The organism is Bradyrhizobium sp. SZCCHNR1098, assembly GCF_032489375.1.
Lineage (GTDB): Bacteria > Pseudomonadota > Alphaproteobacteria > Rhizobiales > Xanthobacteraceae > Bradyrhizobium.
In genome coordinates this window covers 24,790-36,683 of the sequence record NZ_JAUEXY010000017.1, presented here as the reverse complement: position 1 = coordinate 36,683, position 11,894 = coordinate 24,790, and the positions used below count along the sequence as shown (strand labels likewise).

The 11,894-nt window shown below is 67.0% G+C and carries 11 protein-coding genes; 9 read left to right on the top strand and 2 right to left on the bottom strand.

Translation table 11 applies throughout. The features are described 5' to 3' along the window. Positions 1-72: 72 nt before the first annotated feature. Positions 73-804: an aspartate/glutamate racemase family protein gene (locus QX135_RS28875; protein WP_315712486.1), complete on the bottom strand. Its 732-nt coding sequence runs from the start codon at positions 802-804 to the stop codon at positions 73-75. A gap of 161 nt (positions 805-965) precedes the next feature. Between QX135_RS28875 and QX135_RS28870 the strand changes: the two genes are divergently transcribed. The 9 genes from QX135_RS28870 (at position 966) to QX135_RS28830 (ending at position 10,537) form a co-directional block, all read left to right on the top strand. Continuing rightward, positions 966-1,562, top strand: a complete 597-nt coding sequence (locus QX135_RS28870; protein ID WP_316234410.1) for a hypothetical protein — start codon at positions 966-968, stop codon at positions 1,560-1,562. Positions 1,563-1,861: 299 nt separating this feature from the next. Continuing rightward, positions 1,862-2,449 (top strand): NnrU family protein, encoded by a 588-nt coding sequence (locus QX135_RS28865; protein WP_315755781.1) that lies wholly within the window; start codon positions 1,862-1,864, stop codon positions 2,447-2,449. Positions 2,450-2,451: 2 nt separating this feature from the next. After that, positions 2,452-3,276: a 3-methyl-2-oxobutanoate hydroxymethyltransferase gene (gene panB, locus QX135_RS28860; protein ID WP_316234409.1), complete on the top strand. Its 825-nt coding sequence runs from the start codon at positions 2,452-2,454 to the stop codon at positions 3,274-3,276. 167 nt (positions 3,277-3,443) lie between these two features. Next, on the top strand, positions 3,444-5,036 hold the full coding sequence (locus tag QX135_RS28855; RefSeq protein ID WP_315755779.1) for a class I adenylate-forming enzyme family protein: 1,593 nt from the start codon (positions 3,444-3,446) through the stop codon (positions 5,034-5,036). A 177-nt stretch (positions 5,037-5,213) separates the two neighbouring features. Beyond that, positions 5,214-5,867, top strand: coding sequence for a tetratricopeptide repeat protein (locus tag QX135_RS28850; RefSeq protein WP_316234408.1), 654 nt, complete (start codon positions 5,214-5,216; stop codon positions 5,865-5,867). 46 nt (positions 5,868-5,913) lie between these two features. Further along, on the top strand, positions 5,914-6,444 hold the full coding sequence (locus QX135_RS28845; protein ID WP_315755777.1) for a hypothetical protein: 531 nt from the start codon (positions 5,914-5,916) through the stop codon (positions 6,442-6,444). 82 nt (positions 6,445-6,526) lie between these two features. Beyond that, the gene (gene der, locus QX135_RS28840) at positions 6,527-7,897 is read left to right on the top strand and encodes a ribosome biogenesis GTPase Der (RefSeq protein ID WP_315739359.1); all 1,371 of its coding nucleotides are present in this window, start codon (positions 6,527-6,529) and stop codon (positions 7,895-7,897) included. 29 nt (positions 7,898-7,926) lie between these two features. Beyond that, positions 7,927-9,180, top strand: coding sequence for a TCR/Tet family MFS transporter (locus QX135_RS28835; protein ID WP_315755776.1), 1,254 nt, complete (start codon positions 7,927-7,929; stop codon positions 9,178-9,180). Between the two features lie 136 nt (positions 9,181-9,316). Further along, positions 9,317-10,537: a PLP-dependent aminotransferase family protein gene (locus QX135_RS28830; protein WP_315755775.1), complete on the top strand. Its 1,221-nt coding sequence runs from the start codon at positions 9,317-9,319 to the stop codon at positions 10,535-10,537. A gap of 99 nt (positions 10,538-10,636) precedes the next feature. Here QX135_RS28830 and QX135_RS28825 read toward each other — a convergent pair whose 3' ends face one another. Beyond that, positions 10,637-11,863 carry an ABC transporter substrate-binding protein gene (locus QX135_RS28825; protein ID WP_315755774.1) on the bottom strand — a complete coding sequence of 409 codons (1,227 nt, stop codon included), beginning with the start codon at positions 11,861-11,863 and terminating at the stop codon, positions 10,637-10,639. Positions 11,864-11,894: the final 31 nt, after the last annotated feature.

Below are 11,894 nucleotides of genomic sequence, written 5' to 3'. Positions count from 1 at the left end.
AGAATGGGTCTGGTCCCAATTTGGCGTCTCCGAAGCGGTTTCGAAACTACCCGATCAGGTAGTCGACCGGCTTCAGAGCGTCGTCCGCGCTTTCGGCAGTGGGAAGGCGAGATCGCCGTGCTTCGACGTCTTCAGCCCCAGTCCGATCAGCGCCTCGGCGAAGCGCACCGCTGCGGCGACGCCGTCGATCACGGGAATTCCGAGCTCGGTGGAGAGGTCGTGCGCGAGATCGGCCATGCCGGCGCAGCCGAGCACGATGGCGCCGATACCGTCCTCGCGCAGCGCCGCCCGGCATTCGCCGAGCAGCGTGCCGCGGACATTGGCCTCGGGCTTGTCGAGGTCGAGCACGGCAACGTCGACGGCGCGCACCCTGCGGCAATGCTGCTCCATGCCGTAATTGCGCACGAGGTGCTCGGCGATCACCTTGGTGCGCGACAGCGTGGTCACGATGCTGAAATGGGTGGCGACGAAGCTCGCCGCATGCATCGCAGCTTCGGCGATGCCGAGCACCGGCACAGCCGACAATTCGCGCGCGGCGAGCAGGCCGGGATCACCGAAGCAGGCGATTACATGGGCGTGGCAACCTTCCGCGTCTCCGGCCTCGACCTCCTTGAGCATGCCGACCGCGGCAATCGCCTCGTCGTAATGGCCCTCGATCGAGGCGGCGCCGAACCGCGCGGTGCGGCCGACGATCCGCGTCGACGGGCTTGCGCTGGCCTGGGCCGCCTTGGCGATCAATTCGGTCATCGTCGCCGTCATGTTCGGGTTGATGACGTTGATCACGGTCTCGCTGTGGCGGCTCATCGTCGCGTCCGTCTGCTGTCGCATCCTGCCGTGTTCTAGCCGAGTTCCGCTGTTACGGTCGAGAGCCGTTCGCGGCGCGGAACGCGCAGACGTGAACGGGATTGAGCTTGCGAATTCTGCGATCGGATCCAGCTTGGAGTCCATCCCAGCCCGAGAGTCCCATGCTCCGTGTCGTCGTGCTCCTCCTGCTGATGGTGGCCGCTCCGGTCGCCGCCGACGCGCGCCGCCAGCAGATCAATCCGGTGCCGTTCGCGCACACGCCGTGCAGCGTGCTCGACGAGCAGCCGTGCACGCCGTCGTTCTGCAGCGTCTTCGGGCCGTGGCCGTGTATTCCCGAGATGAACTATCCCTATGGCCAGAACCTGCAGCTCACGATCGAGAGCCGGCCCGCCAGGGATCAGGAAGCCAAATATCAGAAGCCGGATCACGATCTCGACACGATCGGCGATCTGTTCGCGGCGCTGCGCGCATGCTGGACGCCGCCGCCGGAGGACAGCGCCCGCGCGGGGATGCAGATGACGGTGCGCTTCAGCTTCAAGCGGACCGGCGAGATGATCTCACCGCCGCGCGTGACCTTCGTGACCTCAGGCGCCCCGGCCGACACGCGTGCGACCTATTTGAAGGCCATCAATGCCTCGCTCGACGGCTGCCTGCCGCTGAGGTTCACAAAAGGGCTCGGCGGCGCGCTCGCCGGCCGGCCGATCGCGATCCGCTATGTCGACAACCGGGATTTGAAGAACACGTCGGAGCGGCAATAGCGCCCCGCCGCGCCGTCTCGCACGGCGCGAACCCCACCCACCGATCATTCGGGACGGACGCAACGCGTGCGAACCTCAGCTGGGCGATTGCGCAGCGGGGAATCTCGATATGGTTGCGAAGAACGCAAACCAATCTCGGGATTCCGGGTTCAACGCTGACGCGTCGCCCCGGAATGACGATGTGTGATGGCGAATCGGCAGCGTGCGGCTTGCAGACGGTCTCCGCCACGTTGCGAGGCCGCCGCCGGAAATGATACCGATGCCCACGCACAGGTCGCGTGCAAGCGAAGGGGGACGCCGTGGGACTTCTGGTGATGGTGGTGGGGCTGGTGCTGTTTCTCGGCGCCCATGTGTTCACGACCCGGCGCGGGGCGCGCGCGCAGGTCATCGCGCGGCTGGGCGAGAGCACCTACAAGCTCGTCTACACCGTCGTGGCGCTCGCCGGCCTCGCCCTGATTGTCTGGGGCTTTGCGGAGTACCGCCATGGCGGCGGCTGGATCCAGGTGTGGACGCCGCCGAAGGCGCTCAAGCACATCAACCTGGCCTTGATGCTGCCGGCCGTCATCATGGTGGTTGCCGCCTATATTCGCGGCCGCATCTACACCACTCTCAAACATCCGATGCTGGCCGGCGTGAAGCTGTGGGCGTTCGGCCACCTGCTCAGCAACGGCGATCTCGGCGGCATCATCCTGTTCGGCTCGATCCTGGCATGGGCGGTGTTCGACCGCATCTCGCTGAAGCGCCGCGCCGACGCCGGCGGCCCGCCGATCCCGGTCGGCGGCGTCGGCAACGACGTCATCGCGGTGGTGGTCGGCATCGTCGTCTATGCCGCGCTGGCCTTCGCGTTCCATCCTGTCGTGCTCGGCATTCCTGTCATCGGGGGTTAGCGATGTCGGTGCAGTCGACCGTCCGCCGCAAGACGGCTCCCGAGATCCGCGCCCGCAAGGGCGGCGAGCCGATCGTGATGCTGACGTCCTACCACGCCCATACCGCGGCGCTGGTGGATCGCCATTGCGATGTGATCCTGGTCGGCGATTCCCTCGGGAACGTGATGCACGGCTTCGAGACCACCGTGCCGGTGACGCTGGAAATGATGATTCTGCAGGGCTGCGCCGTGATGCGCGGCTCGCGCCAGGCGCTGGTGGTGGTCGACATGCCGTTCGGCTCCTACGAGGCGTCGAAGGAGCAGGCGTTTCATGCGGCGGTGCGGATCCTGAAGGAGACGCAATGCGGCGCGGTCAAGCTCGAGGGCGGGGCGCGGATGGCCGAGACGGTGGCCTTCCTCAGCGAGCGCGGCATTCCGGTGATGGGCCATGTCGGCCTGACGCCGCAATCGATCAACACGCTCGGCTCGTTCCGGGCGCAGGGCCGCGACGAAGCGGATTGGGCCGCGATCGAGAACGATGCCGCGGCGATCGCACAGGCCGGCGCGTTCTCGGTGGTGATCGAGGCCGTGGCCGAGCCGCTGGCGCGCAAGATCACGCGGCAGATCGCGATCCCCACCATCGGCATCGGCGCCAGCGCCGCCTGCGACGGTCAGGTGCTGGTTTTGGAGGACATGCTCGGCCTGTCGCCGCGGGCGCCGAAATTCGTCCGCCGCTACGGCAATCTCGGTCCGGCGATCGACGAGGCGATCGAACGCTACGCGGCGGACGTGCGTACCCGTGCGTTTCCGGCGGCGGAACATGTCTACGGAATGAAGTCAAAGACCTGACGGGCGCCTCTCGCTTGGTCGTCCCGTTGGCGCCGTGGTGCGCGCGGCGTCACGGGATGAATCTCCGGCGTTGGCGGAGATAGCCAAGCGCGTCGTCCCTTGGTTATGTTTCAGGCTGGTCCGCATCGCGGCGAACAACGACAAGAAGCCAAGCTCGGGGAAACTCCATGGACTGGTCGACCTATGTAACGCCGCCGATGCGGCGCGAAGCCCGTTTCGGCGATCGCGTGGTTCCGTTGTTCACGGAGCGGCCCGCGAACGTCTGGGCCATGGTCGAAGAAGCGGTGGAGCGCAACGGCGACGGCGAGGCGCTGGTCTGCGGCGCTCAGCGGCTGTCATGGCGCGAGGTGATGGCGACTGCCGCGCGGATCGCCGGCGGGCTGCAGGCGAGGGGATTGCAGAAGGGCGACCGGCTCGCGGTGCTGCTCGGCAATCGCATGGAATTCGTGCTCACGCTGTTTGCCGCGGCCAAGCTCGGGCTGATCACGGTGCTGCTGTCGACCCGGCAGCAGACCCCGGAAATCGCCTATGTGCTGAACGATTGCGGCGCCCGGCTGCTGCTGCACGAGGCGGCGTTGGCGGACCGGTTGCCGGCCGCTGCGGAAACGCCGGAGCTGGCGGGGCGCATTGCCGTCGACGATCGTCCGGCGCGGTCGGATTTTGCAGCGCTGGCCGATCATGCCGCGCACGAAAATCACGTCGAGGTGACTGAAGAGGACACTGCGATGATCCTCTACACCTCCGGCACCACTGGCCGGCCGAAAGGCGCGATGCTCGCCCATTGCAACATCGTGCACTCCTCGATGATCTACGAGGCGTGCCTGGGGCTGACGCCCGCCGACCGCTCGATCGCCGCCGTGCCGCTCGGCCATGTCACCGGTGTCGTCGCCAACATCACCAGCATGGCGCGCTGCGCCGGCACCTTGATCATCATGCCGGAGTTCAAGGCCGGCGAATATCTGAAGCTCGCCGCGCGCGAGCGCGTGACCTACACGGTCATGGTCCCCGCGATGTACAATCTCTGCCTGTTGCAGCGCGACTTCGACAGTCATGATCTCTCGTGTTGGCGGATCGGCGGCTTCGGCGGCGCGCCGATGCCGGTCGCCACCATCGAGCGGCTGGCCGCCAAGATCCCCGGTCTGCGGCTGGTCAACGCCTATGGCTCGACCGAGACCACCTCGCCGGCGACGTTGATGCCCTCGGATCTGACCGCGCGCCATATCGACAGCGTCGGGCTGCCGTGTCCGGGCGCCAGCATCCTGGTGATGGACGGGCAGGGGCGGGAGCTGCCGCGCGGTGAGATCGGCGAGATCTGGATCGGCGGCGGCCAGGTCATCAAGGGCTACTGGAACAATCCCAAGGCCACCGGCGAGAGCTTCACCGCCGGCTATTGGCATTCCGGCGACCTCGGCTCCATCGATGCCGACAATTTCGTCCGGGTGTTCGACCGGCAGAAGGACATGATCAACCGCGGCGGGCTGAAGATCTACTCGGCCGAGGTCGAATCGGTGCTGGCGAGCCACCCGGCGGTGGTCGAGAGCGCGATCATCGCCCGGCCGTGTCCGGTGCTCGGCGAGCGGGTGCACGCGGTGGTCGTGACCCGCGAGCCGATGAGCGCCGAAGCCCTGCGCAGCTGGTGCGCCGAGCGGGTCTCGGATTACAAGGTCCCGGAAACCCTGACCGTGACCGCAGACCCTTTGCCGCGCAACGCCAACGGCAAGGTGATGAAACGGCAGTTGCGCGAGGCCTTGACGGCGTGATAGCCGCGTTCGGACCTTGTGGCAGAACCGGGGAGTAACGCCTTGATTCGGCTGGACTCGCCTTGCCACCGCCATGCCGATGCGGTATCGGCGCCGGCGCGCGGGCAACGGACCGCTCGCGCGGCACTTCAAACCCATGCGCGCGCGCTCGCAGCGAACCTGACGGGATGTCCTTAGGTGTCTGAATTCATTGATGAAGTAGACGATGAGGTCCGTCGGGAACAGCTCAAGAAGCTGTGGGACCGCTACTCGATCTTGATCATCGCCATTGCCGTGCTGATCATCGCCGGCGTCGGCGGCTGGCGCGGCTACCAGTATCTCGAGGGCCAGAAGGCGGCCGAAGCAGGCTCGGCCTTCAACAAGGCCCTCGAACTCTCCGAGCAGAACAAGCATGCCGAGGCGGAGAAGGCCTTTGCGGATGTCGCGGCCACGGCCCCATCGGGATACCGCATGCTGGCCCGCTTCCACCAGGCCGCCGAGGCCGCGATGCGCGACAAGGCGGCTGCCGTGAAGCTCTATGACGAACTCGCCGCCGACCGCAGCATCGGGGCCGAGCAGCAGTCGATGGCGCGGCTGCGCGCGGCCGGCCTGCTGGCCGATACGGCGCCTTACGCCGACCTCAAGCAGCGCCTCGAAGGCGAAACTGCGCCCGGCGCGCCGTTCCGCCACGCCGCCCGCGAATTGCTGGCGCTGTCGGCGTGGAGGGCCAATGATGCCGGGGCGGCCCGTCAATGGCTCGACATGATTGCGCTGGATGGTGAGACCCCGCCGGGCCTGCGCTCGCGCGCCGAAGCGCTGCAGGCGCTGTTGCCTGCAGTCGCCAAAAGCTGATCGCGGACCTCGCGACGGCGAAACCGAGTTGATTGGAACGACGATCATGCGCCGCGCCCAACGTGCCATTGCCCTGACGGTCCTCATTGCGCTTTCCGGCGTGCTGGGCGGCTGCGCGAGTGGGGGAAGTTTCGACCCCTCGGACATGCTCGACTTCCTGGACACCAAGAAGAAGCTGCCGGGCGACCGCAAGCCGGTGTTCCCGGAGGGCGTGCCGGGTCTCGAGCAGGGCGTGCCGAAGGAACTCTACAAGGGTGCGCAGCAGCAGCCGATGACCGACCCAGCCGCTCAGGCGGCGACGCCGCCGGCGCCTCCGGTGGAGGAGCCCAAGGGCAGAAAGGGCCGGCGGCAGGCGGCCGTGAACAACCCGACGACGGCCGATCCGCAGGATGGCGAGGCTGCCGCGGTCGAGGAGGGCGCTGCCGCCGTTCCGCCGGCACCGAAGCCCAAGAAGATCGTGCGCCGCCGCACCACGGCACCACCGCCGGATGATGCTGCCCCGGTGCAGCAGCCGGCGGCCCAGCGATCCAGCGGCGGCTTCCCGGCGCCGATGCCGAGCGGCTCCTTCAGCCGTTAATCTCACCTGCGAATCGGCGGATCGCCCGTTCGGTTTTGCGGCCGAATGCGCTAAAGCTGCGCGCTCACGCGCACGGATCATCATGCCCTTCACCATCGCCATCATCGGCCGGCCCAATGTCGGCAAGTCGACCCTGTTCAACCGTCTGGTCGGGCAGAAACTGGCGCTCGTCGACGACATGCCGGGCGTCACGCGCGACCGCCGCGAGGGCGAAGCTAAGCTGTTCGATCTCAACTTCACGATCATCGACACCGCTGGCCTCGACGAGGGGCCGAAGGGCTCGCTGACCGCGCGCATGCAGGAGCAGACGGAGACCGCGATCGCGCTCGCCGACGCGCTGTTCTTCGTGATCGATGCCCGCATCGGCCTGACGCCCGCCGACCGCGCCTTCGCCGATTTCGCCCGCCGCGCCGACAAGCCGGTGCTGTTGCTCGCCAACAAGAGCGAGGGCAAGCATGGCGAGCTCGGCGCCATGGAATCTTACGCGCTCGGCCTCGGTGATCCCATCCAGATCTCGGCCGAGCACGGCGAGGGCATGGGCGAGCTCTATGACGCCGTCAGCAAGCTCGTGCCGCCCACGGACGATGAGGAGGACGAGCACGAGGAGACCGACGAGGAGCGCGCCAACAGGCCGATCCGGGTCGCGATCGTCGGCCGTCCCAACGCCGGCAAGTCGACCCTGATCAACCATCTGCTCGGCGAGGAGCGGCTGCTCACGAGTCCCGAGGCCGGTACGACGCGCGATTCGATCGCGGTCGAAATCGAGTGGAAGGGCCGCGGCTTCCGCATCTTCGACACCGCAGGTCTGCGCCGGCGCTCGCGCATCGAGGAGAAGCTGGAGAAGCTGTCGGTGGCCGATGCGCTGCGCGCGGTGCGCTTCGCCGAGGTGGTCGTGCTGATGATGGATGCGCAGAACCGCTTCGAGGAGCAGGATCTGCGCATCGCCGATCTGATCGAGCGCGAGGGGCGTGCGCTGGTCATCGCCGTCAACAAATGGGACCTGATGGACGGCAACCCCGGCCAGATCTCGATGCTGCGCCGCGATGCCGACCACTGGCTGCCGCAGGTCGCGGGCGCGCCGATCGTGGCGGTGTCGGGCCTGATGGGCGAGGGCATCGACCGGCTGATGCAGGCGATCGTCGAAGCCTACGCGATCTGGAACCGGCGCGTGCCGACCGCGGCGCTGAACCGCTGGTTCGAGCAGGCGATCGCCGACAACCCGCCGCCGGCGGTGTCGGGCCGCCGGCTCAAGCTGAACTACATCACCCAGACCAAGGCGCGGCCGCCGAGTTTCGTGCTGTTCTGCTCGCGGGCCGACGCGATCCCGCAATCGTACCTGCGCTATCTCACCAACTCGATGCGCGAGACCTTCGAGCTGCCGGGCACGCCGGTGCGCATCACCCTGCGCGAGAAGGCCAACCCGTTCGCGCACAAGCGCAAGCGGCCGAACTGATCAGTTGCGTCAGCGGAAGCGGTCCGGCCATGGAAGCAAGCCCGCCGAGCGTCGCGACAGAAGAGGCGACGGCCCCACGCCGCGGCGCCGTCGCCTTCATCTTCGTCACCATCCTGCTCGACATGCTCGCGCTCGGGCTGATCATGCCGATCCTGCCGAAGCTGATCGAGAGCTTCGTGGGCAACGACACTGCGCAGGCGGCCCGCATCTTCGGCCTGTTCGGCACCGCCTGGGCGCTGATGCAGTTCGTGTTCTCGCCGGTGCTCGGCAGCCTGTCCGACCGCTTCGGCCGGCGGCCGGTGATCCTGCTGTCGAACTTCGGCTTGGCCGCGGACTACGTGCTGATGGCGCTGGCGCCGTCGCTCGCGTGGCTGTTCGTGGGGCGCCTGATCTCCGGAGTCACCTCGGCCAGCATCTCGACGGCTTTCGCCTACATCTCCGACCTGACGCCGCCCGACCGGCGTGCGGCGATCTTCGGGCGCATCGGCGCGGCGTTCGGCGCGGGCTTCGTGCTGGGCCCCGCCACCGGCGGCCTGCTCGGCGACATCGACCCGCGGCTGCCGTTCTGGGCTGCAGCCGCGCTCAGCTTCGCCAACGCGCTGTACGGACTGCTGGTGCTGCCGGAATCGCTGCCGTCAAAGCGGCGCAGTCCGTTCCGATGGCGAGCCGCGAGCCCGCTCGGCGCGCTGCAATTGCTGCGCTCGGATCGCATCCTCGGCGGACTGTCGGTCGTCAACTTCATCACCCAGCTCGCTCATGTCGTGCTGCCGTCGACCTTCGTGCTCTACGCGACCTATCGCTATGGCTGGGATACGCGCACGGTCGGGCTGACGCTGGCGATGGTCGGCATCTGCGCCATGGTGGTGCAGGGCGGGGCGGTGGGGCTGATCGTCCGCCTGCTCGGCGAGCGCGGCGCGCTGATGCTCGGCCTGTCCGCGGGGACGGTGGGCTTCCTGATCTTCGGCCTTGCGCCGACCGGGCCGTTGAGCTGGCTCGGCATTCCCGTGATGGCGCTGTGGGGCGTCTCGGGCGCGGCCATCCAGGCTTTGATGACCCGCCTCGTCCCACCGGACAGACAGGGCCAGCTACAGGGCGCGACGTCGAGCGTGCAGAGCGTGGCCCAGCTCGCAGGTCCCTTCCTGTTCACGCTGACCTTTGCCTATTTCATCGGAGCGGCCGCGCCGGCGCATCTACCCGGCGCGCCGTTCCTGCTGGCGTCGGCGTTGCTGATCGTCGCTCTCCTGATTGCGGTGCGGACGCTGTCCTCGGCAAAGAGCAGCTAGAGTAGCGCGCCGGCCTGAAGGTTCTCATCCCCTGACCCCACCGATGCAGCTCTCGCGCTCTCGCGGGACGGGGATTGCACACGCTTCAAAATAGGTCAATAATGCTGACATAAATAGCCGGATCAGGGGAGGAATATTGGTGAGCTGGAAGCCCGTCTACGCGCGCCGCGCGGATCGCATGAAGGCATCGGAGATCCGCGAGCTGCTCAAGGTGCTGGAGCGGCCCGGCATGATTTCGTTCGCCGGCGGCATCCCCGATCCCGCGCTGTTTCCTGTAGCAGCGGCGGCGCAGGTCTATGCCGATGCGCTGGCATCGCCCAACGCGGCTTCCGCTGCTCTGCAATATGCCGTCAGCGAGGGCTACGGTCCGCTTCGCCAGTGGATCGCCGAGTACATGACCGCGCAGGGCATAGCGGCCTCGCCAGACAACATCCTCGTCACCGCGGGATCGCAACAGGCGCTCGATTTTCTCGGCAAGCTGCTGCTCACGCCCGGCGATACGGCGCTCGTCACCGTTCCCACCTATCTTGGCGCGCTGCAGGCCTTTTCGGCCTACGAGCCGCGTTACGATTCGATCGGTCCACGCGCTGCGAACCGCACCCCGGCCTCCTACGCGGACGAAGCCGCGAAAGAAGCTGCGGGGGCGCGCGTGAAGTTCGTCTATGTCGTGCCGGACTTTGCCAATCCGACCGGTGAGACGCTGTCGCGTTCGGCGCGCGCCGATGTCCTGGATCTCGCCGGCGAGCTGGACGTGCCGGTGTTGGAGGACAGCGCCTATTCTGCCTTGCGTTTCGACGGCGACGAGATGCCGTCGCTGCAGTCGTTGGACGTCCGTCGCCGCGGCTCGCTCGATGCTTCCCGCGTCATCCATCTCGGAACGTTCTCGAAGACGGTCGCGCCGGGCCTGCGCATCGGCTGGGTTTGTGCATCGCGCGCCATCATCAGCCGTCTCGTCCTCATCAAGCAGGCGAGCGACCTCAACGTGTCAGCGATCAATCAGATCGTGATGCACAGGCTCGTGAAAGACGGAGGGCATGCCGGGCTGATTGCACGGGCGCGCGCGCATTATCGGCTCAAGCGCGATGCGATGCTGAGGGCACTCGAGGCACAGATGCCGTCAGAAGCGAGGTGGACGCGGCCCGACGGCGGATTCTTCGTCTGGCTCACCTTGCCGGACGGCGTGTCCGGTGCCGCCTTGCTCGACCGGGCCATGAATCAGGCCCAGGTGGCGTTCGTTCCCGGGGCAGCCTTCTTCCACGACGGCAGCGGCACCAACACGATCCGCCTGTCCTATTCGCTGCCCGAGGAGGCCGTGATCGAGGAAGGCATCGGCCGCCTCGCGAGTCTGCTGCGCTGACGATGACGTGATTCTGCGCAGCGAATGTCGTATCGTCTGCGCAGCGGCACTGGCGGGACGCGATGCTAATCCACCGCATCCCGCATCGGAGCTATCGGCTTACTTCTTCACCAGCGGGCACTCGCTGGCCTCGAGCGGCTTGGCGGCATCCTCAGGCGCGATCTTGGCGATCAGCTTGTAGTAGTCCCACGGATATTTGGACTCTTCGGGCTTCTTGACCTCGAACAGATAGGCCGGGATCAGGCGGCGGCCGTCGGCGCGCAGCGGGCCCTTGCCGAACAGCGGATCGTCGGTCGGAATCTCCTTCATCTTGGCCACGACCTTGGCGCCGTCATGCGGATTGCCGCCGAGTGCCTCGAGCGTCTTCAGGTAGTGCAGCGCGCCGGCGTAGACGCCGGCCACCGTCATCGACGGCATCGTGCCCTTCGGTGACAGCTTCTGGAAGCGGTTGGACCAGGCGCGGGTCTGCTCGTTCAGGTCCCAGTAGAACGACTCGGTGAAGGTCAGGCCCTGCGCGACCTTGAGCCCGAGCGCATGCACGTCGTTGACGAACAACAACAGCGCGGCGAGCTTCTGGCCGCCCTGGACGATGCCGAATTCGGAAGCCTGCTTGATCGAGTTGGTGGTGTCGCCGCCGGCGTTGGCAAGGCCGATGACCTTGGCCTTCGACGATTGCGCCTGCAGCAGGAAGGACGAGAAGTCCGCGGTGTTGAGCGGATGCTTGACCGAGCCGAGCACCTTGCCGCCACTGCTGGTCACGACTGCGGAGGTGTCGCGCTCCAGCGCATGGCCGAAGGCGTAGTCCGCGGTGAGGAAGAACCAGGTATCGCCGCCGGCCTTGGTCAGCGCCTTGCCGGTGCCATTGGCGAGCATGTAGGTGTCGTAGGTGAACGAGATCGTGTTGGCGTTGCAGGCCTTGCCGGTGAGGTCGGCAGTGGCCGCGCCGGAGTTCAGGAGGATCGAGTTCTTCTCCTTGACCAGATTGGAGACGGCCAGCGCCACGCCGGAGTTCGGCGTGTCCATGATCACGTCGACCTTCTGGGTGTCGATCCACTGCCGGCCGATGTTGACGCCGACGTCGGGCTTGTTCTGGTGGTCGCCGCTGATGACCTCGATGGTCCAGCCCTTGGCCTTCAGGCCGGAATCCTCGACCGCCATGTTGACGGCTGCGACCGAGTTGGGCCCGCCGATGTCGGCATAGAGGCTGGACATGTCGTTGAGCACGCCGATCTTGACGACCTTGTCGTCGGCGAAGGCGGAGCCGGCAAAGCTGAGCGTGGTGGCAGCAAGCAACGCGGCCATCCGCCACGTATGAGACGTCGTCATCGAAGTCCTCCCTGGTGTCGTGTCACGGCGG